Here is a 25,914-nt window from a genome sequence, read left to right as displayed (position 1 = left end):
CCACCCCGGGGAGGGGGAGACGGAGAGGTGTCCGTCAGCGTGGACCCGTGGGCAGGACGACGCGACCGAAGGTCGTGCTGAGGACCCCGGCAGCGGAGGTGTACCAGGCACCGGCGGCGGCGAGTCCGAAATAACCACCGACCCTCGTCAGACCGGTCTGCTCCAGCAGCGCTCCGAGAGTGAGGAAGACGAAGGCGACGAGCAGCACCGAGAAGGTGGCGAACAGGGCCGCGCTGATCCGGGTACTGGCGAACCACATGTAGACGGTGAAGATGGTCCAGGCCAGCAGGAAGATGCCCACCCCGACGTGTCTCTCGGCACCCATCTCCTCTGCGGTGTAGGTGACGAGATACCAGAAGCTCAGCCAGAACGCGCCGTACGAGCTGAAGGCCGTCGCCCCGAAGACGTTCCCCTTCAGGAACTCCCACATTCCCGCGGCGAGCTGTGTGAGACCGCCGTAGAACAACGCCACCCCGAAGACGGCGGCTTCCGCCTCCGCCGAGATGAACCCGGCGTTGGCGCAGGACAGGATGAACGTCGTGAGAGCGAAGGCTGCCAGACCCAGGGGGCCGGGATCGGCGATGTGGGCGCCTCGGTGAAAGGGGACCGCGATTTCGTTGGGGTCGTCTTCGGTGTACGACATCCGCCGGCTCCTTCGGAGGAGGAGAACCCGGCGCAGGCTCCCGGGCCTACTTCGGATGGTTCGAACACTTCCAGTGTGCGCCCCGGCAACCGGTGTGCGTGCGGCAAACGGGAAGCCGATTTCCGTCGGCGATCACCCCGTCGAACTCCTAGTGTTGCGAATATGAGCACGCACGTCGTCCGCAGCCGCCATGTCGCTCGGGTCGTCCGGTGCGCACCGCGCCGGGTCTACGAGTTCGCCGCGGATCCCGACAACCTGCCGAAGTGGGCGGCCGGCCTGGCGCGGAGCGAGGTACGGCGGGTCGGCGACGCCCTCGTCGCGGAGTCCCCGATGGGCGAGGTCACCGTGCGGTTCGTCGGCTCCAACGACTACGGGGTGCTCGACCACGAGGTGACACTGCCGTCGGGTACGACGGTGCACAATCCGATGCGGGTACTCCCCCATCCGGACGGTGCCGAGGTCGTCTTCACCGTCCGGCAGATCGATCCGACCGACGACGAGTTCGACCGCGACACGCGCATGGTGGAAGAGGACCTCGCGCGACTCGCGGCGCTCCTCGAGTCGTGACCCATCGGAACAGGAGAACGTGAATGGCCCGCAAGATCGCAACCAACACCGCAGTCGGCCTGCAGGAATTGCTGGACTTCGTCCGGCCGCGCCACCGGATGATCCTCATGACGCAGCGCGACGACGGCACACCGCAGGCCTCCCCCGTCACCGGCGGCGTCGACGACAGCGGGCGCATCGTGATCGCGACCTATCCCCGGCGTGCCAAGACCCGCAACGCCCGTAGCCGGCCGGAGGTCGGTGTCGTCGTGTTGTCCGACGATTGGAACGACGCGTGGGTGCAGATCGACGGGACCGCGGAGGTGATCGATGCCCACGACGACGTCGAACCCTTCGTCGAGTACTTCCGCAACATCGCCGGTGAGCATTCGGACTGGGACGAGTACCGGCAGGCCATGCGCGATCAGGGCAAGTCGCTGATCCGGATCACCCCGACCCGCTGGGGTCCGGTGGCCACGGGAGGCTTCCCGCCCGAAACGGCATGACGACCTCGCGCCGAAACTCTCTGGTGCAGAGAGCCGCTCGCGCGCGGCCGGCGGTCTACCGCCACGGCACGCGTTCGGGGTCGCGCAGCATCCGCCGTGCCGTGGACATCCGGTGCACCTCGTCGGGACCGTCGTAGATGCGGGCGTAACGCGCCCGCCGGTACATCCCCTCGAGCGGTGTGTCGGCGGTGAGACCGAGCGCCCCGTGCACCTGGATCGCACGGTCGACGACGTCGTGCAGCATCTGCGCGCCGCGGAACTTGACGAGCCCGATCTGCACCCGGGCGTCCTCCCCCGCGTCCATCACCCGCGCGGCGTCCAGGGTCATCAGACGTGCGGCCTGGATGTCGGCGGCGGATTCGGCGATGTAGCGCTGGATCTCCCCCTTCTCGCCGAGCAGCGAACCGTGGGCGAATCGGGAGTTGGCGCGGGCACACATGAGTTCGAAGGCCCGCTGGGCCTGGCCGAGCCACCGCATGCAGTGGAAGATCCGGCCCGGCCCGAGCCGGTCCTGCGCGACGACGAAGCCGTTGCCGCGTTCGCCGAGCACGTTCTTCTCGGGAACCCGCACCCCGCTGTACCGCACCTCGTAGTGATCGCTCGGGTCGTGACCCATCGTGGGGATCGCCCGCACGATCTCGAGTCCGGGGGTGTCGATGGGCACGATGATCGCGCTGATGCTGCGGTGCAGCGGCGTCGACTCGGGTTCGGTCCGGGCGAAGACCGTGCAATAGCCGGCCTGCGCGGCACCGGTGGTGAACCACTTGTGCCCGTCGATCACCCATTCGCCGTTCTCGAGCCGGGCGGTGGTCTGCACGAGCACGGGGTCGGATCCCGCCACTTCCGGTTCGGTCATGCCGACGGAGGGCAGGATATCGCCGGAGACGAGCCCCGGGATCCAGCGCTCGCGTTGTTCGGCGGTGCCGTGCCGCTGGATCATCAGGGCGTCCTGCATGGACACCGATCCCACTGCGAGCTGGCCGTACTCGGAGCGGCCGATGATCTCGTTGAGGTAGACGAAGTCGAGGAAGGGAACCCCGCCCCCGCCCATCTCCTCGGGATGCCCCAGGGCCCACAGCCCGAGTTCCTTCGCCCTGCCCTTCAGACCGGCGAGCGCCTCGGCGGCCTTGTCGTCGTGGCGGCTAAGGACGGGTTCGAGAGGAATCACCTCGTCGTCGATGAACGAACGCATGCGGGTGCACAGTTCGGCCACCCGCCCTTCGGGCCGGTTCGCAGTCATGCCCGCCAATCTATCGGCGCACATGTGCACTCACATAGCGTTCCGTCCGGTACGGGTGTGGAAATCGGTCCGCCGGGGCATTCTGGGGCGAGTCCATCCTGCGACGCGACGAGCACGGAGGTGCCATGCCGGATCCGTCCGACCGAGTACCCGATTACGAACACACCGAAGACGGTCATCTCGTCGAGAGCCGGGCCGAGGACTTCGCCCATGCGCGCAGCCTGCCCGTCGACCCGGACTGGTTCAAGACCGCGGTGTTCTACGAGGTCCTCGCCCGCGCTTTCAACGACTCGAACAACGACGGCACCGGCGACCTGCGGGGGCTGACCGAGAAACTCGACTACATCGCGTGGCTCGGTGCCGACTGCATCTGGTTGCCGCCCTTCTACGATTCACCGCTCCGCGACGGCGGTTACGACATCCGCGACTTCCGTGCTGTGCTACCGGAATTCGGTACGGTCGAGGATTTCGTGATCTTCCTCGACGAGGCGCACAAGCGCGGTATCCGCGTCATCACCGACCTGGTCATGAACCACACGTCCGACACGCACGCGTGGTTCCAGGAATCGCGGAGCGACCCCGACGGGCCGTACGGCGACTTCTACGTGTGGTCGGATGTCGACGACCGGTACCAGGAAGCCCGCATCATCTTCGTCGACACCGAGACGTCCAACTGGACGTGGGATCCGGTACGCAAGCAGTACTACTGGCACCGGTTCTTCTCGCATCAGCCCGACCTGAACTACGACAACCCCGAGGTCCAGGACGCGATGCTCGACGTCCTGCGTTTCTGGCTCGATCTCGGCATCGACGGGTTCCGCCTCGACGCGGTCCCCTATCTGTTCGAGCGCGAGGGGACCAACTGCGAGAACCTTCCCGAGACGCACGCCTTCCTCAAGAAGTGCCGTGCGGTGATGGATGCCGAATATCCCGGCCGGGTGATGCTGGCCGAGGCGAACCAGTGGCCCACCGATGTCGTCGAGTACTTCGGCGAACCCGAGATCGGCGACGAGTGCCACATGGCCTTCCATTTCCCGCTGATGCCACGCATCTTCATGGCGGTGCGGCGGCAGAACCGTTTCCCGATCTCGGAGATCCTCGCCCAGACCCCGCCGATCCCGAAGACCGCCCAGTGGGGCATCTTCCTCCGCAACCACGACGAGCTGACCCTCGAGATGGTGACGGACGAGGAACGCGACTACATGTACGCCGAGTACGTCACCGACCCACGGATGCGCGCCAACATCGGCATCCGCCGTCGCCTCGCCCCGTTGCTGGAGAACGACCGCAACCAGCTCGAGCTCTTCACCGCTCTGTTGCTGAGCCTGCCCGGCTCCCCCGTCCTGTACTACGGCGACGAGATCGGCATGGGCGACAACATCTGGCTCGGCGACCGCGACGCGGTACGGACCCCGATGCAGTGGACCCCCGACCGCAACGCGGGCTTCTCCCGCGCCGACCCGGCCCGGCTGTACCTGCCGGTGATCATGGATCCCACCTACGGGTACCAGGCGGTGAACGTCGAATCGCAGATGAACTCGACGAACTCGCTGTTGCACTGGACGCGGCGGATGATCCAGGTCCGCAAGCAGCATCCCGCCTTCGGCAAGGCCTCGTTCACCGAACTCGGCAGCGCGAATCCCGCGATCCTGTCCTATCTGCGTGAGATGTCGCCCGGTCCGGAACGCAACTACAGCGACGTCATCCTGTGTGTGAACAACCTGTCGCGTTATCCGCAGGCGGTCGTTCTCGATCTGTCGCGCTTCGCGGGGTGGATCCCTGTGGAGCTGACCGGGTCCGTCCCGTTCCCGACGATCACGGAGGAGGGTTACATGATCACCCTGCCCGGTCACGGATTCTTCTGGTTCGCCCTGCAACCCGACCCGTCGAAGGAGGGACCGGGCGAACATCCGGTGAGCAGCGAAGCAGAAGCGGCGGTCCAGCCATGACCGCCGACAACGAGCTCTATCCGGACGCGCAGCTCGTCGAGGACCTGCGTGAGTGGATGCCGCACCAGCGATGGTTCGCGGCGAAGGGCCACACCATCACCGGGGTCGGTGTCGTCCTGCGTCATCCGCTCGTGGAGGAACCCGGTTTCGGGGCCGATCATGTGATCGTGAAGGTCTCGTTCGACTCGACGGCGGACCAGATCTATCAGGTGCCTCTCGGTTTCCGTTCCCATCTCCCCGAGGAACTGCAGTCGTGGAGCGTGGTCGGTCCCGACGATTCCCAGGATCGCGGCCTGCACGTCTACGACGGCCTCCGCGATCAGGAGATCCTCGACCGGTACTCGCGCAATCTGGCGAACGGCACCCCCGCCGGCCCGGTGGAGCTCCACACCGTGCCGGGTTCGGTCATCGAACCGGGCCTACGTGGGCGCGCGTTGAGCGCGGAGCAGTCCAACACCTCCGTGGTCCTCGGAGAGAAGTTGCTGCTCAAGATGTTCCGTCGGCTCACGCTCGGCATCAATCCGGACGTCGAGCTGCCGCTCGCCCTCGGCGAGGACGGATGCCGGTCGATCGCCCCGATCCGGGCGTGGATCGAAGCGGAGGTCGACGGGGTCCGCACCACGCTGGCGATGGTGCAGGACTTCGCGGCGAACTCGGCCGACGGCTGGTCGATGGCGCTCGGCAGCGTCCGGGACCTGCTCCTCGAAGGCGACCTGCGCGCCGACGAGGTGGGCACCGATTTCGCCGGGGACTCGCACCGCATCGGCGCGGCCGTGGCGGATGTGCACGCCCATCTCGGCTCCGCGCTCGGCGTCGACGAACGCGACGCCTCCGAGTTGGCAGAAGGCATGATCCACCGGTTCCAGGCCGCGGCGGCAGAGGTCCCCGACCTCGTCGAACTCACCGACGCGGTCCGGGCCCGATTCGACGAGGTCGCCGCGCTGGGCAAGGTGCGGGTGCACCGCATCCACGGCGACCTGCATCTCGGGCAGGTGTTGCGCACTCCCGAACGCTGGCTGCTCATCGACTTCGAGGGCGAACCCGCGAAATCCCTCGAGGAGCGCCGCAAGCCCGACAGCCCGTTCCGGGACGTGGCAGGAATGCTGCGGTCGTTCGACTACGCCGCACACCACTCGATCCGTGAATCCGAACAGGGCGCGGCCGTGGAGTCGCAGCGGGAGTTCCGGGCCCGCGAGTGGGCCGAACGCAACTGCGCTGCTTTCTGCGACGGTTACGCGGCCGCCTCGGGCACGGATCCGCGGGACTCCGACGTCCTGCTGCGCGGTTACGAGCTCGACAAGGCGGTCTACGAGGTGGTCTACGAGGCGCGACACCGCCCCTCGTGGCTGCACCTGCCGCTCGAGGCGATCCGTCGCCTCACGGCCCGCTGACCGCTGTCCGAACACGGGAAGGGGAGAGATGCCGTGGCATCTCTCCCCTTCCTCGTTGCGCGGGTCAGCTCACCTGGAGCAACAGTTCGTCGTCGACGACGTCCGCCGTCACCCGGTTGCCCTCGGCGAGTGCGTCGTCGAGCAGCATGTCGGCGATGCGATCGTCGACCACCCGGGAGATCGAGCGGCGCAACGGACGGGCACCGAACTCGGGCTGATGACCGTTGCGGGCGATCCACTCCACCGCGTCGGCGGTGAACTCGAGATCGATCCCCTTGCTCTGCAGCCGCTTCCGGCTGTCGTCGAGCAGCAGCTCGGTGATCCGGTGCAGCTGGTCGTCGTCGAGCTTGCGGAACATCACGATCTCGTCGATGCGGTTGAGGAACTCCGGCCGCATCGATTCGCGCAGCCGTCCCATGACCCGGTCGCGCAGCGGCTTCTCGGCCGCCTCGGCGTCACCGGTGGTGAAGCCGAGCGCGCCACCACGGCTCGAGATGATGTCCGAACCGAGGTTGCTGGTCATGATGACGACGGTGTTGGTGAAGTCCACCGTGCGTCCCTCACCGTCGGTGAGGCGACCGTCGTCGAGGACCTGCAGCAGCGTGTTGAACACGTCCGGGTGCGCCTTCTCGATCTCGTCGAGCAGCACCACCGAGTAGGGGTGACGACGCACCTGTTCGGTGAGCTGCCCGGCCTCGCCGTAGCCGACGTAGCCGGGAGGGGCACCGACGAGCCGGCTCACGGTGTGGCGTTCGCCGAACTCGCTCATGTCGATGCGCAGCATGGTGCGCTCGTCACCGAAGAGCACCTCGGCGAGGGCCTTCGCGAGCTCGGTCTTGCCGACGCCGGTGGGACCGAGGAACAGGAAGCTGCCCACCGGACGACGCGGGTCGCTCATGCCGGAGCGGCTGCGCCGCACGGCACGTGCCACGGCGTGGACGGCTTCGTCCTGTCCGACGACGCGCTTGTGCAGCTCGTCCTCGAGAGTGCGCAACCTCTCCTTCTCGGCGCGGGTCATCCGCGACGCGGGGACTCCGGTGGCCCGCGAGACGATCTCGGCGATCAGCTCCGGGTCGACGGTCGGAGTTCCCTCTCCGTCGCCCTCGCTGTCGCCACCGTCGATCCGAGCCTGGATGCGAAGGATCTCGTCGCGGATGCGCGAGGCATCCTCGTACTGTTCGGCCTCGACGGCCCGATCCTTCTCCGCTTCGAGTTCGTCCAGCCTCGAACGCAGTTCGCTCACGTCGGTGCGCGGCACCCGCAGGCGCAGTCGTGCACCGGCCTGGTCGACGAGGTCGATCGCCTTGTCCGGCAGGTGCCGGTCGGGCAGGTACCGCATCGACAGGTCGACGGCCGCTTCGAGCGCTTCGTCGGTGTACCGGACCTTGTGGAACTCGGCGTACCGATCGGCGAGACCCTTCAGGATCGCGACGGCGTCGTCGCGTGCGGGCTCGTCGACCGTGACGGGCTGGAAACGGCGTTCGAGCGCCGGATCCTTCTCGATGTGCTTGCGGTACTCGTCGAGGGTGGTCGCCCCGACGACATGCAGTTCACCGCGGGCGAGCTTCGGCTTGAGGATGTTCGCCGCGTCCATCGCGCCCTCGTTGCCGGCGCCCGCGCCGACGACGGTGTGGATCTCGTCGATGAAGACGATGAGCTTGCCCTGCTGGGCGGTGATCTCGTCGAGCGCCGTGGTGAGGCGTTCCTCGAAGTCGCCCCGGTAGCGGGTTCCGGCGACCATCGCCGTCAGGTCGAGCTGGACGATCCGCTTGTCCTGCAGGATGTCCGGGACGTCGCCGTCGACGATGCGCTGGGCGAGTCCTTCGACGATGGCGGTCTTGCCGACGCCGGCCTCACCGACGAGCACCGGGTTGTTCTTGGTGCGTCGCGCGAGGATCTCGATCGTCTGCTCGATCTCGTCGGTACGGCCGATGACGGGGTCGATGCCGCCGCCGCGCGCCCGCTCGGTGAGGTCGACGCCGAATTTGTCGAGTGTCGGCGTCGGGGTTTCCTCCGCGGCGGGAGCCGCGGGGGTGGGCTGCAGTGCGGTCTGCAACGCCTGCGGGGTCACGCCCAGGGACGCCAGCAGACGTCCGGGAGCGCGGGTCTGGTCGGCCGCGAGCGTGAAGAACAGGTGCTCGGGGTCGATGTAGGTGGAGCCGAGCGCACGCGAGAGCTGGTGCGCTTCGAGGAGTGCGGTCTTCACGGCACCGGTCAGTGCGGGTGCGGAGACGGCCTCACCGGGGCGGCTCTGCGGCAGCCGCTGGTCGACGGCGGCAGCGACGTCGGCGGGGTCGGCTCCGGCGCGCGTCATGACCGTGCGGGACGGATCCTGCTCCGCCATCGCGCGGAGGAGGTGCAGCACGTCGAGTTCCGCGTCACCACGGTCGGTGGCGTAGCGCGCTGCGTGGGCGAGGAGATCCTGGGTACCGCGGCTCATGAAACGAGTGATGTCGATTCGGCCGGGGCCACCAGGCCCGAAGAATGCCGGCATTCCGAAGCCTTTCTGTCGAACTTGAGCCATTCTCACTCAACTAACGTGCCCAGTGTTCCCTCAATTCCCACATGGAAGTGATCCGGAACACGCATCGAGTTGTGGCCATTAATGTTGTGCACAACAAAACGGGGCACTACATTCATTCCCGTGCCGTCTCCACTCGAACTCGACCAGCAGGTGTGCTTCGCGCTCTACCGCGCCTCCCGCACCATCACGGCCGCCTACCGGCCGCACCTCGACAGGCTGGGCATCACCTACCCGCAATACCTCGTGCTCCTGGCACTGTGGGAAAGCGATGCACGAGGCGTGCAGGATCTGTGCGACTCGCTCGATCTCGACACGGGCACACTGTCCCCCCTGCTCAAACGGCTCGAGGCCGCCGGATACGTCGAACGACGCCGGCAGCGGACCGACGAACGTCGTGTCGTCGTCCACCTCACCGAAGCGGGAGATGCACTCCGGACAGAAGCCGCGGACATCCCCGGCTGCGTGACGCGGGACAGCCGGTTCGACGTCGACGAACTGGTCGCGCTACGCGAGACGCTCCACCGCCTGACCGCCGCGTTGCAGGAAGCACCCGGCGCACTCTCGAAGAAAGGCCGGACACCGTGAACATCATCTACACCGCCGAAGCACTCGCCACCGGAGCAGGCCGCGACGGCCACGCCCGCACCAGCGACGGCAAGCTCGACGTCGACCTGGCCCTCCCCACCGAGATGGGTGGCAGCGGCAAGGGCACCAACCCCGAACAGCTTTTCGCCGCCGGATACGCCGCGTGCTTCCACTCGGCGCTGCAGATGATCGCCCGGCAGGAGAAGGCGGACATCAGCGACTCCGCGGTCGGCGCCCGCGTCGGCATCGGCCCGACCGACGGTGGCGGATTCGGTCTCGCCGTGACCCTCGAGGTGACCCTGCCGAACCTCCCCCGCGACAAGGCGCTCGAGCTCACCGAGAAGGCGCACCAGGTGTGCCCGTACTCCAACGCGACCCGCGGCAACATCGACGTCACCCTCGAGGTGACGGACGAGTGAGTCATCCCCGAGGGATGACGCGCGAGTGACGTTCCCCCTGCGCTGCGCACGTGTCCGCGCCGACCCGTAGCGTGGACACGTGCGCACGCAGGACCGGTCGCAGCTCTCGCTGTTCGCGACCGAACTCGATTTCCCCCTCGACGACTTCCAGGTCGAGGCCTGCCGCGCCCTCGAGGACGACCGCGACGTCCTGGTCTGCGCTCCCACCGGGGCGGGCAAGACCGTCGTCGGCGAGTTCGCCGCCCGTCTCGCGCTCGTAGCGGGCGGACGCTGCTTCTACACCACCCCCATCAAGGCGCTGAGCAACCAGAAGTACCTCGACCTGTCGCGCCGGTTCGGCGACGACCGTGTCGGTCTGCTCACCGGCGACATCTCGCTGGATCCGCACGCACCCGTGGTCGTCATGACCACCGAAGTGCTGCGCAGCATGCTTCACGGTGGCTCTCCGCTCCTGCGCGGACTCACCCACGTCGTCATGGACGAGGTGCACTATCTCGCCGACCGCGAGCGCGGTGCAGTGTGGGAGGAAGCGATCCTCTCGCTCCCCGACGATGTCCGGCTGACCAGCCTGTCCGCCACGGTGAGCAACGCCGAGGAGTTCGGTGGCTGGCTGCGCGGCATCCGCGGCGACCTCGCGGTCGTCGTCGAGGAGACCCGGCCCGTCCCGCTGACCCAGCACATGCTCGCCGGCGGGCGGCTGTTCGACCTGCTGTCCCCGTCCGGCACCGTCGACGAGACCCTCGAGCGGTACATCGCCCACCGTCAGCTCGTCGAGGCCGCACCCGGCCCCGCGACCGGCCGTGGGCGGCGACGGCGACGCACACGCGGACCGGCCGGTGCCGACCTGCCCGAGGTCGTCGCCCGCCTCGAGGCCGAACAACTGTTACCGGCCATCTGGTTCCGGTTCAGCCGCAACGGCTGCGACGACGCCGTCGCCGAATGCCTCGACTCGTCGGTCCGCCTCACCGAGGCCGCCGACGTCGCCGAGATCCGCGCGGTCGCCGACCGGCACACCGCCGCCCTGCCGCCCGCCGATCTCGACGCCGTCGGTCACATCGAGTGGCTCGAAGGACTCGAACGCGGTTTCGCCGCGCACCACGCCGGCCTGATCCCGGCCTTCCGTCACACCGTCGAGGAATTGTTCGCCCGCGGTCTCGTGCGGGTCGTGTTCGCCACCGAGACCCTCGCCGTGGGGGTGAACATGCCGGCGCGCACCGTCGTCCTCGAACGCCTCGTCAAACCCACCGCAGACGGCCCGGTGCGCCTCTCCCCCGGCGAATACACCCAGCTCACCGGTCGCGCCGGCCGACGCGGCATCGATGTCGAAGGCCACGCCGTCGTGCTGTGGAGTCCCGAGGCCGCCCCCGCGACCGTCGCCGGTCTCGCCGGCGCACGCTCGTACCCGCTGCACAGTTCGCTGCGCGTCGGCTACAACACCGCGGTCAACCTGGTCGCCGGTCGCGGCATCCCCGGCTCCCGTGACTTTCTGCGACGCTCGTTCGCCCAGTTCCAGGCCGAACGGTCCGTCGCAGCGCTCACCGACGCCGTCCGCGCGAACACGACGGCGCTGCGCGATCTCGACACCGAACTCGAGGACGTCGAGGGTTTCACCGAGTACCGGCACCTGTGCGACCGGCTCGCCGAAGCACGGCGCTCCGGTTCGGCCGAACTCGTGACGTCGCTGGCACGGGCGGTACGTTCGCATCCCGCGCATCGACGCGGCGACAGGGAGCGCCTCCTCGCCCTCTCGGCGCGGCGCGCCGCGGTGCACGGCGACACCGAACGGATGCGGTCGCAGATCGACTCGGTCACCGGCCGCCTCGTCGAGACCTTCGATCGCACCCTGGACCTGCTCGAGGAGCGGGGTTATCTGCTCCGCGACCCGATGGGCGGATCCGCCTACGTCACCGACGACGGTCGTCGCCTGGGCCGGATCTACTGCGCGAACGACCTTCTCGTCGCCGAATGTGTGCGGACGGGCGCGTGGTCGGGCCTGACGCCGGCCGAGCTCGCCGCCGTCGCCTCGAGCGCTCTGGGCGAGACCCGTCGCCGCACAGTCGGAGTCCCGGGACGCACCACCCCGGCGATCGACGAAGCGTTGCGCGCGACCTCACGGCTATGGAGCGAACTCGCCGGACACGAGGAGCGTCTCGGCCTGGAGGTGGGGCCGGATCCGGATCCGATCGCCGTCGCCGCGATCCACCGCTGGGCGCGCGGGGACGGACTCGCCGCCGCCCTGCGCACCGCTTCGGATGCGGGGCTCTCGGCGGGCGATCTGGTCCGGCGCTATCTGCGCACCCTCGATCTCGTGGATCAGACCGGACTGTGCCGACGCGACGATCTGCCGCCGGTCTCGTTCACCCTGACCTGAGAACTTCCGACCTGCAGGATCTACGGGATCGAGAGCTTTAGAGCATGTCTCATTTGGTGAGTTTCTTGAAGCAGGTCAGCGCAGCGGCGAGTTGGAGAAAGGAAGCAAAGTTCTCACCGTGACGTTCGTAGCGCATCGTCAGCCGGCGATAGCCGCTCAGCCAAGCCAGGGTGCGTTCGATCTTCCACCGGTAACGGCCGAGGCGTTCGCTGCTGTCGACGCCGCGGCGGGCGATCCGCGGAACGATGCCCCGGGCCCGCAGCCACCGGCGGTGCACGGGATAGTCGTAACCCTTGTCCGCCCGCAACCGGCCGGGTCGGCGGCGCCGCGGACCGCGACGCGAACGCACCGCCGGAATCGCAGCGACCATGGGTTGCAGCATGACACTGTCGTGGGTGTTCGCCGAGGTCACCGCCGTGACGAGGGGAATGCCGTCGGCATCGGAGAGGATGTGGATCTTCGAGCCGTTCTTGCCTCGATCGACCGGGCTGGGACCGGTCAGAGAGCCCCCCTTTTCGCCCGCACGTGCGCTGCGTCCAGGATCGCGGCGGACCAGTCCAGGTCCCCACCGGCACCGAGCCGATCGAGGACCCGGCGGTGCAGCTCGTCGAACACCCCGGCCCGAACCCAGGTGGTGAAGCGGCGGTGTGCGGTCGGAACGCTGACCCCGAACGACGGTGGCAGGTGCCGCCAGGCACAGCCGCTGGTGAGCACGTAGACGATCGCGGTGAACACCGCCCGATCATCGATCGCCGCCCGGCCGCCGCCTTGGGGCCGCGCCCGGAATTCGGGCAGCAACGGTTCGACGATCTCCCACAACGCATCCGGTACCAGCCGGGAAGACAACGCATCGACCACGGCAGTGCATTATGCCGCACAAACGATCTAGGCCATAAGAGACATGCTCTTAGGGCATCGAGAACTCGACGGAGCACAGCCGCTCCGACAGTTCCCACAACCTGCGCGCCAGGATCTCGTCGCGTGACCGCGAGGTGGACTGCACCCGCTTCGGGTGACCGCGCATCTCGAAGAAGGAATCCGGCCCGTAGTAGCCGCCCGGCTCCGCATCCGGCGAGGTCGCCGCGTAGAGCGTCGGGAGCGCACCCTGCTGCGGGGACTGCCCGATGATCGGGGTGACGAGTTCGACGATCTTCCCGTGCCAGGATTCGCTGCGGTACTGCAGATTCGTCGACGAATAACCCGGATGGGCGGCAAGCGACCTCACGTTCGATCCGGCGGCGGTCAGGCGCCGCTGCAGTTCGTACGCGAACAGCAGGTTCGCGAGCTTCGACTGCCCGTAGGCGAGCCACCGCTCGTAGCGGCGGCGTTCCCAGTCGATGTCGTCGAGATCGACGCTGCCGAAGCGGTGCATCGTGCTGCTGACCGTCACCACCCGATCGGAGATGCGATCGAGCAGCAACCCGGTGAGCGCGAAGTGACCGAAGTGATTGGTCCCGATCTGCATCTCGAAACCGTCGGCCGTCCGCCGCAGCGGCACCGCCATGACACCGGCATTGTTGACCAGGACGTCGATGCGCTCGTGCTCGGCACGCACCTCGTCGGCGAACGCACGGACCGACGCGAGATCCGCCAGGTCCAGACGTCGCACGGTGACGCGGTCTCCGAGGTCGGCCGCAACCGCCTCGCCCTTGGTGACATCGCGGCAGGCGAGCACCACCTCGGCACCGGCGCGCGCCAGCGCCCGGGCGGTCTCGGCACCGAGCCCGCTGTTGGCCCCCGTCACGACCATCGTGCGTCCCGACTGATCCGGAATATCGTTCGTGGTCCACCCCATGTCCGCCCACCCTACGGACGCGCGCCGCGTGGCGACACCCCCCGTTTCCGGCATCGACGGGCCCGGTGGATCTCGTCCTCGCCGTGGGACGCACCTGCTCGTAGACTTCCCCGGAACTCACGACCGCACGCGCGCGGGGGCGCATGCACGACAGGGAGGTTCCATCGATGGGGCACCACCCCGGACGTCCGGACCGCGAACTCGCCGCAGCGTTGCGGAACGGGGAGCCGGACGCCACGGCAGCGGTCTTCGACCGTTTCGCCCCCGGCCTGTACGCGTACGCGTGCGGCTTCGTCGCCGTGTCGTCGGCATCGGACGTCGTGTACGACGCGGTCTGGACGGCGACCGCGCGGATCCGGTCGCTGCGCGACGAGGGTCTCCTCCGGGCCTGGCTCTACGCCGTGGTCCGCGCCGAATGCATCCGCGCGCTCGAGCGCACCGGCTCCGCACTCGAATATCTCCCCGCGGCCGACCCCGCCTATCAGGCCGCCTCCGACGTACTCGATGTCCGGGAGGCGGTCCACCTGCTCGACGGCACCGCCCGCGAGGTCGTCGACCTCACGGTGCGGCATCACTTCTCGTCCCACGAGATCGAGGCGATGCTCGGTTCCGCCGGCGACGGACGTGTCCTCGCCCATGCGCAGGACTTCGTCGACCGCGCGGTGCCCCGCGTGCCGAACGCGCTCGGAACGTTCTCGCTTCTCCCCTTCACCCCGCTACCCGCGCACCTGCGGGGACGGCTGCTCGCGGTGCAGCCCTCGGAGGCGGAACTGCTCGATCTCGGGCGTCGACTCGAACCGTTGGACCGGGAGGGCTTCCCCCGTCGCGACCGTCGCGCGAAGCGCACCGTTCCCGTCATCGCGGCATCGATCGCGGCGTTCGCGGTGCTGGGCGTCGGTGCGTTGTTCGTGTTCCCTCAGGCCGAATCCGTCGAGCGACCGGTCCTGCGTCCTGCCGCCGAGCCGACGCTCGACGTCGGGTCGCCGGTCGCGACGACCACGACCGCGGCGCCGGCCGAGACCACGACGACCACCGAGCCTGCGGAGACGACGCCGGACGAACCCGAGGTCGACGCCCCGGTGGCGACCAGCACCTCGGCACCGACCGCCGAGTCCGCTGCGGAAACCACCGCCGCCCCCACCACCACGGCGACGTCGACCGCCGGGGGCTTCACCAGGCGCGGCGGGCCGGGGCGCGGGACCGAGCCGGACGAGGACCGTCCTCGCCGGGACACGGAGGAGAGCGACGCGCCGAGCACCGGGACGCCCCGACCCACCACCACGGGTGCACCCACCACACCGCGGCCGATGCCCACGCTGCCGACCTTCCCTCCGCGCGGCGGCGCGTGAGGTGCGCACCCCCGTCACACAGTGGAGACGAGGACGTAACACGACGGGTCTACCTTCGCGGAGTCGAGCACTCGCATCCCGGTGACGAAGGAGGACCCGGTCGTGGCACCACGCCGTAGATCCGCGTTGCTGGACGAGCTGCGCGTCGACGTGCCGGGCCGCCCGCAGGACGTGATCCTCGAGGAGTTGCGCCGCGCCTTCCTCTCCGGAGCCGCTCCCCCGGGCACCCCGATTCCCGTCGGGGAGGTCGCAGAATTGTTCGGGGTCAGCCGCATCCCGGTCCGGGAGGCGCTCAAGACCCTCATCGGCGAAGGTCTCGTGACCCACCGGCAGAACCACGGGTACATCGTCGCCCAGCTGACGATCGCGGAACTACGCGAGATGTACCTCGTCCGTGAGACTCTCGAATCGGCGTCGCTCGCGGCAGCCGTACGCAACGCCACCGAGGAGGACGACCGGCGCGTCGAGGAGTCGCATCTCCTTCTCGAACGCGCTGTGCGGGAAGGCGACTCGCGTGGCTATCACCGCGAGAGCCGCGTCTTCCACATGGCTCTGACCCGGCCGTCCCGCATGCACCGCCTGCTGCACATGCTCGAATACGCCTGGAACATCACCGAACCCGTGCAGCCGATGGTGCACGTGAGCGATTCCGAACGCGCCGAGCTCCATCGCGAGCACGAGGCGATGCTCACCGCCTTCCTCGCGCGCGACACCGACGCGCTGCTCGCGGCGTCCGAACACCACAATCGGCACCTCGACGTAGCCATCTCCGGCCTCACCGCCGAGTCCGGTCTGCTGCCCGCGGAAGATATACAGTTCGGGTAACTCTCCGGCAATATCGCCCCGTTACGGTCTGTACATCGGAATTCACCACCGCCGTTGATGTTCCGTCGATCGATTCGACTCCGCCCACCGGCCTCACACCGGGGCACGGGCGGCTCCCCCTCGCACAGGAGCAGGCATGACCGAAGTGCTGACACCGAGCGCCGGTGACGTCCCCGCCGCACCCCCGCCGTCCGCGACCGGATACGACCCGCGGTTGACCAACGACGACCTCGCCCCGCTGAAGAACCAGCGGTGGGGTTCGTACAACATCTTCGCGTTCTGGATGTCCGACGTCCACAGCGTGGGCGGGTACGTCACCGCCGGCAGCCTGTTCGCTCTCGGTCTGGCCAGCTGGCAGGTCCTCGTGGCCCTGCTCGTGGGCATCACGATCGTCTACTTCTTCTGCAATCTCGTCGCCAAGCCCAGCCAGGTCACCGGCGTGCCCTATCCGGTGATCTGCCGCAGCGTCTTCGGTGTCCTCGGCGCGAACATCCCCGCGATCATCCGCGGTCTGATCGCGGTGGCGTGGTACGGGATCCAGACCTTCCTCGCCTCGGCGGCACTCGACGTGGTGTTGATCAAGCTGTTCCCCTCGCTCGCGCCCTACGCGGTGGTCGAGGACTACGGGTTCGCCGGCCTGTCCGCACTCGGATGGGTCAGCTTCCTGACGCTCTGGGTGCTGCAGGCCTGCGTGTTCTGGCGCGGCATGGAGTCGATCCGACGGTTCATCGACTTCTGCGGCCCGGCCGTCTACGTCGTGATGTTCCTGCTGTGCGGTTACCTGATCTCCCAGTCCGGTTGGAGCGCAATCGATCTGACCCTCGGCGAGGTCACGCACACCGGCTGGTCGTCGGTGCCGGTCATGCTCGGCGCGATCGCCCTGGTGGTCTCGTACTTCTCCGGCCCGATGCTCAACTTCGGCGACTTCTCCCGGTACGGGAAGTCCTACGCCGCGGTGAAGAAGGGCAACTTCCTCGGTCTGCCGGTGAACTTCCTGGTCTTCTCGTTGCTCGTGGTGATCACCGCGTCGCTCACACTGCCCGTCTACGGTGAACTGATCACCGACCCCGTCGAGACCGTCGCCCGCATCGATTCGACCTTCGCGATCGTGCTCGGCGCACTGACCTTCGCCATCGCCACCATCGGCATCAACATCGTCGCGAACTTCATCTCCCCGGCCTTCGACTTCTCGAACGTCAGCCCGCAGAAGATCAGCTGGCGCGCCGGCGGCATGATCGCCGCGGTGGGCTCGGTGCTCATCACCCCGTGGAATCTGTACAACAACCCCGAGGTCATCCACTACACCCTCGAAACTCTGGGTGCGTTCATCGGTCCGCTGTTCGGCATCCTCATCGCCGACTACTACCTCGTGCGCAAGCAGAGGGTGATCGTCGACGACCTGTTCACGATGTCGGAGAAGGGCGCGTACTTCTACCGCAAGGGCTACAACCCGGCCGCGGTGATCGCGACCGTCGTCGGCGCCGTGGTCGCGATGATTCCCGTGCTGTTCAACGATGCTCCCGGTATGGGTACCGCCGCCCAGTACAGCTGGTTCATCGGCTGCGGTCTCGGCTTCGCCGTCTACCACCTGCTCGCGACCCGCACTCGTCTCGCAGTCCGTCTCCCCGACCGGGTCGCACAGGAAGCAGTCTGATCCTCCATGTTCATCAAGGTCGTCAACCCGAACACCACGTGGTCGATGACCGCCACGATCGAGGCGTGTGCCCGGGCCGTCGCAGGCCCGGGCACACGCGTCGAGGCGGTCAGCCCCTCGATGGGGCCTCCGTCGATCGAGAGCCACTACGACGAGGCGCTCGCCGTGCCGGGCATCCTCACCGAGATCGAGAAGGGTGAACGCGACGGCGTCGACGGCTACGTCATCGCGTGCTTCGGCGATCCCGGACTGGACGCGGCGCGCGAGCTCGCCGGTGGGCCCGTCGTCGGCATCGCCGAGGCCGCCATGCACACCGCCGCGGTCCTGGGGCGCGGATTCTCCGTCGTCACGACGCTGGCCCGCACGACCGGACGCGCGTGGGACCTCGCGCACCGCTACGGCATGGGCGACGCGTGCCGGGGCGTGCACGCGTGCGACCTGCCGGTGCTGGCCCTCGACAGCGATCCCGACGCACGCAAGATCGTCACGGAGGCGTGCCTCGACGCCCTGTACGAGGACGGGTCCGACGCCATCGTGCTCGGTTGCGCCGGGATGGCCGACCTGTGCGCCCACATCTCCGCGGAGATCGGGGTGCCGGTGGTCGACGGTGTCGCGGCCGCGACGCTGACCGTGCAGTCGCTGGTCACGATGGGCCTGGCGACCGGCAAGCGAGGCGAGTTCGCGACGCCCCCACCGAAGCGCTATGCGGGACTGCTCGACGGGTTCACGACGGGCGGATGAAGCCCGCCCCTGTCCTCCCCGGAGGGTGGATCCCCCTACGATCGGGGCGTGCCGTCCATCCACCATGCACCGCTGAGGAAGACCGACCCCGAGAGCCTGTACCGGATCGTCGCCCTGCGGACCGACGTGTTCGTCTTCGAGCAGGGCATCACCAGTGAACCGGAACTCGACGGCCGCGATCTCGACCCGACCACCGAACTGTTCTGGACACGGGAGGGCGACGAGGTCCTCGCGACGCTGCGCGTGCTCCACGACGACGGGGACGTCGCCCATATCGGTCGTGTCGCCACCGCCCGGCACGCACGCGGGCGCGGCCTCGCCGCGGAGCTGATCGAGGCGGCGCTCGGGACCTGCCCGGGGGTGGTCGACATCTCGGCGCAGGCATACCTGGAGCACTGGTACGCGCGATTCGGGTTCGTGCGCACCGGAGCGAACTATCTCGAGGCCGGGATCGACCACGTGCCGATGCGCCGCACCCCGTGACCGCGGGGCGCCCGTCGGGCGGCGGTCACGGGGTGCGGGCGACGACGCGTATCAGTCGATCTCGAAGTGCACTCCGGTGAGCTTCTCCGACAACTCCCACAGCCGCGCCGCGGTCTCGCGGTCGCGGGCGCGACGACCCACGGTGGCGACACCGGGCGCGCCGAAGAGGAGGAAGCGCGGGCCGATGTAGCCGCCCGCGATGCCCGGATCGGAGGCGGCGAGCACGACCGATTCGGCCCCCTGGTCCGGGGTGCGCTGCAGGATCTTCTTGCCGAAACCGAACAGCCGGTCGAACCACGTCCCGGTGTGGCTGCCCACCTCGGTGGCCGCGTAGCCCGGATGGGCCGCGACGGCGCGCAGCGGTGAGCGGGCAGCGGCGAGGCGTCGTTCGAGCTCGAGCGCGAACAACAGGTTCGCGAGCTTCGACTGTGCGTACCCCGCGGCGCGATTGTACGGGCGGTGCTCCCAGTTGAGGTCGTCGAGATCGATCCGGCCGATCAGGTGGGCGGCGCTCGACACCGTGACGATGCGGCCGGTGATACGCGGCAACAGCAGTCCGGTCAGGGCGAAGTGTCCGAGATGGTTCGTTCCGATCTGCATCTCGAACCCGTCGGCGGTGCGACGCAGCGGCACCGCCATGACCCCGGCGTTGTTGACCAGGACATCGATCCGGCGATCGGCGAAGGCGTCCGCGAAGGCATGGATCGCCGAGAGGTCGGCGAGATCGAGCGGCATCATCTCGGCCCGGGGGCCGATCTCGTCGGCGATGCGCTTGCCCCGGTCGAGGTTGCGACCGGCAAGGACGACGGTGGCGCCGGCAGCCCCGAGGGCGCGGGCCGTTGCTTCGCCCACACCGCTGGTGGCCCCCGTCACGACGACGGTGCGGCCGACCAGCGATGTGGTGGCGTCAGGCGCCAATCGAGGACTTGAGCATCGGGAGCATCGCCCACAGCTCGTCCTGCCAGTAACCCCACGAATGGGTACCGACGATCGGGAACGAGAAGTGTGCGGTGTCGATACCCAGGGTCAGCAGGCGCACCTGGAAGGCGCGGTTCTGCGTGCGGGCGAGCGCTTCGAGACCCATGGCGTTGGTCGTGTTGAAGCTGCCCACGAGCGAGTTCGGCCGGTCGTACTGGCCGGGCAGACCGCTCGCCGCGGAGATCCACATCGGCAGTCCGCGCATCTGCGGCGCCGCGACGAACGGGTCGTGACGCAGCCACGCCGGGTCCCAGGGCGGTCCCCACATCGCGTCGGAGTTGTATCCGCCGGCGTCGAGCATGGCGAGACGGATGGCCTCGCGCATACCGGGGGCCGAGAGGTTGAGGTAACCCGAGAGCGAGCCGGCGAACTTGAACTGGTCGCGGTGGTAGGCGGCCAGGATCAGCGCCGCATTACCGCCCATCGACAGCCCGACCACCGCGTTGTTGCTGCGGTCGATGCCGTAGACGTTCGCGAGATGGTCGGGGAGGTTCTGGGTGAGGAAGGACTCCCACTTGTAGGTGTAGGGCTGGCCGTTGAAATTGCTCGGCGCGTACCAGTCGGCGTAGAAGCTCGACTGGCCGCCCACCGGCATGATCACGTTGACGCCGTGATCGGCGAGCCACGCCGCGTTGGTCTCGTGTTCCCAGCCGCTCACGTCGTCGGTGGCGCGCAGACCGTCGAGCAGATAGACGGCCTTGTTGCTGCCGTTGTTCGCCCGCCAGATGCGTACCTTGATCGCCCCGACCCCGCCCGGGGCGGCGACCATGTCCTCGTGGAAGCGTTCGTACGGATCGGCCGCAGCCGTGCCGGCGCCGAGCCCACTGAACGCGAGCGCCAGCGGAAGCACCAGTGCCGCCACCAGCAGCCGCACGAGAGCGCGTCCCCCCCGCCGACGTGTTCCGGTTCTCGCCGAAATCGTCACAACATGCTCCCCTTGCACTCCAGTAACATTCTTCACTTCCGTCCCAGGATATCGACGGTGCAGAAACCTTAAGCAGGCTTGCACACAATCGTTATCGTGGAAAGTCCGGCAACGTTATCGTCGGGCCTTCGGCGCTCGCATTCCGGTCGCACCGCTAGCCTGACGACCCGTGCCCGAAGCTCCCCTCCCCGTTCGCGACGGCCTGAACCCCACCCGCCTGCGACTGCCGGAAAATCCCAGCTGGGAGACCATAGCGGAGTTCCTGCTCACGCGCTTTCCGAACGATGCGACGCGCATCGCGGAGAAGATCGAATCCGGCGAAGTGGTCGTACAGGACGGCACAGCGGTCACATTCTCGACCCCGTACGTCCCACGCGAATTCGTGTATCTCTACCGTGATCCGCCCGCCGAACCGCGCGTCCCCTTCGAGATCGACGTGCTCCACCGCGACGAGAACCTGCTCGTCGTGGACAAACCACACTTCCTGGCGACCACCCCTCGCGGCTCCTGGGTGACGGAGACCGCCGTGGTCCGGTTGCGCAAGGAACTGGACCTGCCCGAACTGTCCCCCGTCCATCGGCTCGATCGGCTCACGGCGGGCGTCCTGGTGTTCACCGTCCGGCGCGAGGCGCGACGCGCGTACCAGATGCTGTTCGACCGGCGTCTCGTCGAGAAGGAGTACGAGGCGATCGCCCCGGCCGCGCCGCGCCTCGACTTCCCTCGCGAGGTCCGCAGCCGCATCGTCAAGGAGCGCGGCGTGCTGCAGGCCCGCGAGGTCGACGGTCCCGTCAACGCCGTGACCTCGATCGATGTGGTGGACACGGCCGGCGACCGTGCGCGTTACCGTCTGCGTCCCGAGACCGGCCGGACGCATCAACTCCGGGTACACATGAACTCGCTCGGAATCCCCATCCTCGGCGACAACCTCTATCCTGAGGTGTACGAGGTTGGGCCGCAGGACTATTCGAATCCGCTGCAGCTTCTGGCGAGATCCCTGTCGTTCCACGATCCGATCACAGGTCGGCCGACCCGCTTCGTAAGCCGACGAAACCTGGCAGCATGGAGTAACAGCACACCAGGACCCCGCTGACCGGCGAGTTCTCGTCTTGGAGGTTCCCATGGAAATCGGCAGCATCTCGCGTACCTATGACGGGCGGGTGGCCCTGCGGTTCGAACGCTCGTTCCCCCACCCGCCGGAGAAGGTGTGGAGGGTCCTGACCGATCCTCAACATCTCCGCGCCTGGTTCCCTGCCGACGTCGAGTTCGAGCTCACACCCGGCGCGACACTCGAATTCCGCTCCACACAGGAGCAGACCCGCCGCTTCGGCCTGCCCGAAGGGCACACCACCATGGGCAGTGTGCTCACGGTGCGGCCCGCGCGGGTCCTGGAATACCTCTGGGACACCGACGTTCTGCACTGGGAACTCACCCCCGACGGCTCCGGCGGGTGCTGGCTCACCCTCACCCACACCACCGACGACGAGGAGGACGCCCTCGCACACGGCGCCGCCTGGCACGCCGGGTTCGAGGTGGTCGAGGCGCAGTTGGAGGAACGTCCGGTCGACTGGTCGATCTGGGACCGCGCAGCCGAACTCAGCGCGCACTACCAGGGAAGCTCGGGCTGAGCCGAGCGCCGCAGCGGGACCCGGGCTGATCGCCGGACCCGGGACCGGGCGGACAGGCTAGCGGCGCGCCCCACGTCGCACGGGAGCCGAACCGACGCCGCCGAGATCGTGCTCCCGGGCGGACGTGTGTGCCACGATGCGCGCGCCCCAGGCTCCGACCGCGTCCCAGTCCCGGAAGTCGCCGCAGGGGGCGCCGACCATCCTGACGACCATCCGTTCGCCGGTGCCGAGCACCGCCGGATCGAGCTTCCCCGGGAAGGTGCGATGTTCGACGGCCCCGACCCGCTCGGCGACGGCGCACGCGTCGTAGCACGTGTTCACCGACCTTCCGCCCGAAGCGACCGGGCCCGAAGAGAACAGATAGACGTCGCGTTCCCGCAGTTCGGCCGCGTACCGCTCCGCGAACTCCCGCGCGCTGCGCAGCCAGCGACTGCGGTAGACGGCGCTGCCGAGCACCACGACGTCGTACGCGTCGACCTCGTCGACATGTTCGGGCGCGTTCACGTCGACCTGCGCGCCGTGGTGACGCATCGACGCGGCCAGCGCTGTCGCGATCTCCGCGGTCGAGCCGTGCCGACTGGCCACCGAAACAAGAACCTTCATCACTACCCTCCGGACCCGCGTCGAACCATGATCACCCCCGAACCGGGCCTTGACCAGTGCCGAAGTGCTCTTTGCCCGGTATCGGCAGATCACAGTCGGACGAATCACCTCATACCGGACCGCGTGGCAAGGTGGAGGCAACGCGCATCGAGAAGGAGCAGATGGATGCCCAGCACATCGCCGGCGACCGTCGCGGAAGAGGCGGAACGCAAGTACTCTGCCACCGGCGAGCGGCCGCTCCCGGACCTGACGGGACTGCCGTCCGTCGATGCGATCGACGTCGACCGGTTCGAATTGTCGGCCCAGTACTACGACACCGCCGACCTGAACCTGCTGCGCTCGAAGGTCACGCTCCGCAGACGTGAGGGCGGCGACGACGCGGGGTGGCATCTCAAACTGCCGTCCGGTGTCGACACCCGCACCGAACTGCACTTCCCCCTCGGCGACGACTCCGCCGAGGACGTCCCCGCAGACCTCGGGTCCCTGTTGCGCGGCGTCCGGCGCGGCGCCCCGTTGGGCCTGGCCGCTCTGCTCGTGACCCGACGACACCGGCACCGGCTCCGGGCGTCGGACGGCCGCCTCATCGCGGAGGTGGTGGTCGACGACGTCGACGCCGTGCGCGGAGCCGACGGATCCGAGATCCGCTGGAAGGAGATCGAGGTCGAGTGGAATTCCGCCCTCGGCGACAAGACGATCGACCGATTCCTCACGGCGCTCGAGGAACGCTTCGCGGCCTCCGGGATCACCCGTTCGGAGAGCCCGTCGAAGCTCCACCGCGTGCTCGGCGATCTGATCCCCGCCCGCCCGCCGATCGCGAAGGGACTGATCCCGATACGCGACTATCTCTCGAGCGAACTGCACACCCTGGCGCTGTCGGACATCGCCGTCCGGCGCGACGCACCCGACGCGGTGCACAGCATGCGCAAGGCCGCGCGGCGTCTGCGCAGCGCGTTGCAGACCTATTCCGACGAGATCGTCGTCGATCACGATCTCGTCGACGAACTCCGTTGGCTCGGAAGACGTCTCAGCTCTTCGCGTGATCTCGAGGTCCAGTGGGAACGGCTCGCCGAGCGCGTGGCGGACATCCCGGTCGACTCGCACCGGGAGGCGACGAGAGCCCGTATCGACGAGTACTTCTCGGCGAGATCGGAGGCCGCCCGCCTCGAGGCCGTCGATAGCCTGGACTCGGATCGGTACGTCGGGCTGCTCTCCCGCCTCGACGCGGCGATCGACGACCTCGCTCCCGCCACCGAAGCGGCCGGCGCACGTCCGAAGGTGGCGCGGAAGGAACTGCTGCGTGCGATCGCAGCGTTGTCGAAGAAGGTCTCGCGCCGCGTCGACAGGGTCGGCGACGCCGAGAACCCGGCGGAACGGGACGCGCTCATGCACCGGGCACGCAAGGGCGCCAAACGGATGCGATACGCCATCGAGGTGATCGCGCCGATGCATCCGAAGCGGTCCGGACGGATCCTCGACCGGTTCGACGACTTCCAGGATCTGCTCGGCGAATTCCAGGACTCAGTCGTCGCGCGGGAACACCTCCTGGACATGCTCTCCGAGCAGGGGCACACCGCCGAGACCAGTTTCGGGCTCGGGATCCTGTTCCGCATCGAGACCGAGATCGGCGACGCGCAGGCCGCGCACCTGGACGGCGGCTGGAGGAAGGCCCACCGCTCCGCCCGCCGATTGTGGTCCTGATCGAGGTCCGAAGTCCCTGGTCCGGGTCTCCCCGATCAGGGATCATGAAGATCGTCGAATCCGGGTCACAGCCGCGTCGTGGCGGTAACGTGGCCTCGGGCCGACCTGCGCACGGGAAGCCGCGCGCTGCAACGAGAAGGAGACATCGATGAGCACACCGAGCACCCGCAAGGCAGTCGTCGCAGGCGTCGACGGCTCCGAAACGGCTGTGGCGGCAGCGCGGTGGGCCGGCGCCGTCGCGTCACGTATCGGAGCGCCCCTCCACCTCGTGCACTCGATGCCCCCGGAGGGCATCTTCTACAGCGAGGCCGCGGTACTGGTGCAGTCGCAGATGATCCAGCAGCTCGAGGAGGACGGCAAGAAACTCCTCGCCGACGCCGCCGAACGGGTCCGCGCCGACCACCCCGATCTCGAGGTCAGCAGCTTCATCGGCCCCGGTCCCGCAGCCAAGTCGCTGCTCGAGGCCGCCGAGGACGCACGCCTGGTCGTCATGGGCGCCACCGGTGCGGGTGCGCTCGAGAACTTCCTGCTCGGCTCCACCGTTCTGCGCGTCGCGAACCATGCACCCTGCCCGGTGGTCGTGTGGCGCGGCAGCACCGATTCTCCGCTGCCCGATTCCCGGCCGATCGTCGTCGGTGTGGACGGCAGCGAATTGTCCGCTGCCGCAGTCACTCACGCATTCAATCTCGCATCGGCCCTCGGGGTTCCGCTTCGGGCCGTGCACTCCTGGCTCGGTGATGCCGCACTCGGCGTCGGCGCCACGGCCGCACTGGTGGACTGGGATGCCGTGGAGACCGCGGAGACCGCGGTTCTCGCCGAGACGCTTGCCGGCTGGAGCGATCGCTACCCCGATGTCACCGTCGAGCGTGTGATCGACCGGGGACCGGCCTCGAAGGTCCTGCTCGCGCACCTCGACGACGCCCAACTCGTCGTGGTCGGCAGCCACGGGCGTGGCCAGTTCCGCGCCGCCCTGCTCGGATCGACGAGCCAGAACCTGCTGCACAAGGCTCCGTGCCCGGTGCTCATCGCACGCAAGGTCTAGACCCGACCGTTCCGGCCGACGG

At 68.4% G+C, this 25,914-nt stretch carries 24 protein-coding genes; 16 read left to right on the top strand and 8 right to left on the bottom strand.

Annotated elements, in window-relative coordinates; translation table 11 throughout:
• Positions 1 to 34: 34 nt before the first annotated feature.
• Positions 35 to 643, bottom strand: coding sequence for an acetate uptake transporter (locus CKW34_RS04335; protein WP_059381838.1), 609 nt, complete (start codon positions 641 to 643; stop codon positions 35 to 37).
• Between the two features lie 162 nt (positions 644 to 805).
• On the opposite strand from CKW34_RS04335, the gene CKW34_RS04330 reads away from it, so the two are divergent.
• Positions 806 to 1,210, top strand: coding sequence for an SRPBCC family protein (locus CKW34_RS04330; protein WP_059381839.1), 405 nt, complete (start codon positions 806 to 808; stop codon positions 1,208 to 1,210).
• A 23-nt stretch (positions 1,211 to 1,233) separates the two neighbouring features.
• Complete coding sequence (locus tag CKW34_RS04325) at positions 1,234 to 1,695, top strand: PPOX class F420-dependent oxidoreductase (RefSeq protein ID WP_059381840.1); 462 nt, start codon at positions 1,234 to 1,236, stop codon at positions 1,693 to 1,695.
• 55 nt (positions 1,696 to 1,750) lie between these two features.
• Here the strand turns inward: CKW34_RS04325 and CKW34_RS04320 are convergent, their stop codons facing one another.
• Positions 1,751 to 2,935, bottom strand: a complete 1,185-nt coding sequence (locus CKW34_RS04320) for an acyl-CoA dehydrogenase family protein (RefSeq protein WP_174479598.1) — start codon at positions 2,933 to 2,935, stop codon at positions 1,751 to 1,753.
• 125 nt (positions 2,936 to 3,060) lie between these two features.
• Between CKW34_RS04320 and treS the strand changes: the two genes are divergently transcribed.
• Positions 3,061 to 4,884 carry a maltose alpha-D-glucosyltransferase gene (gene treS / locus CKW34_RS04315; RefSeq protein ID WP_059381842.1) on the top strand — a complete coding sequence of 608 codons (1,824 nt, stop codon included), beginning with the start codon at positions 3,061 to 3,063 and terminating at the stop codon, positions 4,882 to 4,884.
• Positions 4,881 to 6,275 carry a maltokinase N-terminal cap-like domain-containing protein gene (locus CKW34_RS04310; protein ID WP_059381843.1) on the top strand — a complete coding sequence of 465 codons (1,395 nt, stop codon included), beginning with the start codon at positions 4,881 to 4,883 and terminating at the stop codon, positions 6,273 to 6,275. Before treS ends, CKW34_RS04310 begins: the two co-directional genes overlap by 4 nt.
• Before the next feature lie 64 nt (positions 6,276 to 6,339).
• Here the strand turns inward: CKW34_RS04310 and CKW34_RS04305 are convergent, their stop codons facing one another.
• Positions 6,340 to 8,769, bottom strand: coding sequence for an ATP-dependent Clp protease ATP-binding subunit (locus CKW34_RS04305; RefSeq protein WP_059381844.1), 2,430 nt, complete (start codon positions 8,767 to 8,769; stop codon positions 6,340 to 6,342).
• A 150-nt stretch (positions 8,770 to 8,919) separates the two neighbouring features.
• On the opposite strand from CKW34_RS04305, the gene CKW34_RS04300 reads away from it, so the two are divergent.
• The 3 genes from CKW34_RS04300 (at position 8,920) to CKW34_RS04290 (ending at position 12,174) form a co-directional block, all read left to right on the top strand.
• The gene (locus CKW34_RS04300) at positions 8,920 to 9,384 is read left to right on the top strand and encodes a MarR family winged helix-turn-helix transcriptional regulator (RefSeq protein ID WP_059381845.1); all 465 of its coding nucleotides are present in this window, start codon (positions 8,920 to 8,922) and stop codon (positions 9,382 to 9,384) included.
• Complete coding sequence (locus CKW34_RS04295; RefSeq protein ID WP_059381846.1) at positions 9,381 to 9,803, top strand: organic hydroperoxide resistance protein; 423 nt, start codon at positions 9,381 to 9,383, stop codon at positions 9,801 to 9,803. The genes CKW34_RS04300 and CKW34_RS04295 overlap by 4 nt, the downstream gene beginning before the upstream one ends.
• 79 nt (positions 9,804 to 9,882) lie before the next feature.
• Positions 9,883 to 12,174, top strand: coding sequence for a DEAD/DEAH box helicase (locus tag CKW34_RS04290; protein ID WP_059381847.1), 2,292 nt, complete (start codon positions 9,883 to 9,885; stop codon positions 12,172 to 12,174).
• Positions 12,175 to 12,223: 49 nt separating this feature from the next.
• Here the strand turns inward: CKW34_RS04290 and CKW34_RS04285 are convergent.
• Positions 12,224 to 13,020 (bottom strand): IS5 family transposase gene (locus CKW34_RS04285; RefSeq protein ID WP_414896221.1). Its coding sequence is split into 2 segments (ribosomal slippage): positions 12,224 to 12,684 and positions 12,684 to 13,020, totalling 798 coding nucleotides; the frame shifts between segments, so codons are not numbered across the junction.
• 61 nt (positions 13,021 to 13,081) lie between these two features.
• Positions 13,082 to 13,969, bottom strand: a complete 888-nt coding sequence (locus tag CKW34_RS04280; protein WP_059384203.1) for an oxidoreductase — start codon at positions 13,967 to 13,969, stop codon at positions 13,082 to 13,084.
• Between the two features lie 167 nt (positions 13,970 to 14,136).
• Here CKW34_RS04280 and CKW34_RS04275 point away from each other — a divergent pair, with 167 nt between their 5' ends.
• The 5 genes from CKW34_RS04275 (at position 14,137) to CKW34_RS04255 (ending at position 19,021) form a co-directional block, all read left to right on the top strand.
• A complete protein-coding gene (locus CKW34_RS04275; RefSeq protein WP_059384204.1) occupies positions 14,137 to 15,318 on the top strand; it encodes an RNA polymerase sigma factor in 1,182 nt (393 codons plus the stop codon).
• Positions 15,319 to 15,420: 102 nt separating this feature from the next.
• The gene (locus CKW34_RS04270) at positions 15,421 to 16,143 is read left to right on the top strand and encodes a GntR family transcriptional regulator (protein WP_059384284.1); all 723 of its coding nucleotides are present in this window, start codon (positions 15,421 to 15,423) and stop codon (positions 16,141 to 16,143) included.
• Positions 16,144 to 16,279: 136 nt separating this feature from the next.
• Positions 16,280 to 17,797, top strand: coding sequence for an NCS1 family nucleobase:cation symporter-1 (locus CKW34_RS04265; protein ID WP_059384205.1), 1,518 nt, complete (start codon positions 16,280 to 16,282; stop codon positions 17,795 to 17,797).
• A 6-nt stretch (positions 17,798 to 17,803) separates the two neighbouring features.
• The gene (locus tag CKW34_RS04260) at positions 17,804 to 18,538 is read left to right on the top strand and encodes an aspartate/glutamate racemase family protein (RefSeq protein WP_059384206.1); all 735 of its coding nucleotides are present in this window, start codon (positions 17,804 to 17,806) and stop codon (positions 18,536 to 18,538) included.
• 48 nt (positions 18,539 to 18,586) lie between these two features.
• Entirely contained in the window at positions 18,587 to 19,021 is a 435-nt protein-coding gene (locus tag CKW34_RS04255; protein ID WP_059384207.1) for a GNAT family N-acetyltransferase, read from the top strand.
• A gap of 51 nt (positions 19,022 to 19,072) precedes the next feature.
• Here CKW34_RS04255 and CKW34_RS04250 read toward each other — a convergent pair whose 3' ends face one another.
• Together CKW34_RS04250 and CKW34_RS04245 are read right to left on the bottom strand one after the other, a co-directional pair.
• On the bottom strand, positions 19,073 to 19,939 hold the full coding sequence (locus tag CKW34_RS04250; protein ID WP_059384208.1) for an oxidoreductase: 867 nt from the start codon (positions 19,937 to 19,939) through the stop codon (positions 19,073 to 19,075).
• Positions 19,929 to 20,918, bottom strand: coding sequence for an alpha/beta hydrolase (locus CKW34_RS04245; RefSeq protein ID WP_430716389.1), 990 nt, complete (start codon positions 20,916 to 20,918; stop codon positions 19,929 to 19,931). Before CKW34_RS04245 ends, CKW34_RS04250 begins: the two co-directional genes overlap by 11 nt.
• A gap of 175 nt (positions 20,919 to 21,093) precedes the next feature.
• On the opposite strand from CKW34_RS04245, the gene CKW34_RS04240 reads away from it, so the two are divergent.
• Entirely contained in the window at positions 21,094 to 22,014 is a 921-nt protein-coding gene (locus tag CKW34_RS04240; protein ID WP_059384209.1) for a pseudouridine synthase, read from the top strand.
• Positions 22,015 to 22,042: 28 nt separating this feature from the next.
• Positions 22,043 to 22,549, top strand: a complete 507-nt coding sequence (locus CKW34_RS04235; protein WP_059384210.1) for an SRPBCC family protein — start codon at positions 22,043 to 22,045, stop codon at positions 22,547 to 22,549.
• A 57-nt stretch (positions 22,550 to 22,606) separates the two neighbouring features.
• Here the strand turns inward: CKW34_RS04235 and CKW34_RS04230 are convergent, their stop codons facing one another.
• The gene (locus CKW34_RS04230; protein WP_059384211.1) at positions 22,607 to 23,152 is read right to left on the bottom strand and encodes a flavodoxin domain-containing protein; all 546 of its coding nucleotides are present in this window, start codon (positions 23,150 to 23,152) and stop codon (positions 22,607 to 22,609) included.
• A 165-nt stretch (positions 23,153 to 23,317) separates the two neighbouring features.
• Here CKW34_RS04230 and CKW34_RS04225 point away from each other — a divergent pair, with 165 nt between their 5' ends.
• Both CKW34_RS04225 and CKW34_RS04220 read left to right on the top strand, forming a co-directional pair.
• Entirely contained in the window at positions 23,318 to 24,850 is a 1,533-nt protein-coding gene (locus tag CKW34_RS04225; RefSeq protein ID WP_059384212.1) for a CYTH and CHAD domain-containing protein, read from the top strand.
• Positions 24,851 to 24,998: 148 nt separating this feature from the next.
• Complete coding sequence (locus CKW34_RS04220; RefSeq protein WP_059384213.1) at positions 24,999 to 25,892, top strand: universal stress protein; 894 nt, start codon at positions 24,999 to 25,001, stop codon at positions 25,890 to 25,892.
• The last annotated feature ends 22 nt before the right edge of the window (positions 25,893 to 25,914 follow it).

Origin of the sequence: Rhodococcus rhodochrous (assembly GCF_900187265.1) — a bacterium.
Taxonomy (GTDB): domain Bacteria; phylum Actinomycetota; class Actinomycetes; order Mycobacteriales; family Mycobacteriaceae; genus Rhodococcus; species Rhodococcus rhodochrous.
The sequence above is the reverse complement of the archived record's forward strand: the minus strand, read 5'-3'. Positions and strand labels throughout refer to the sequence as shown.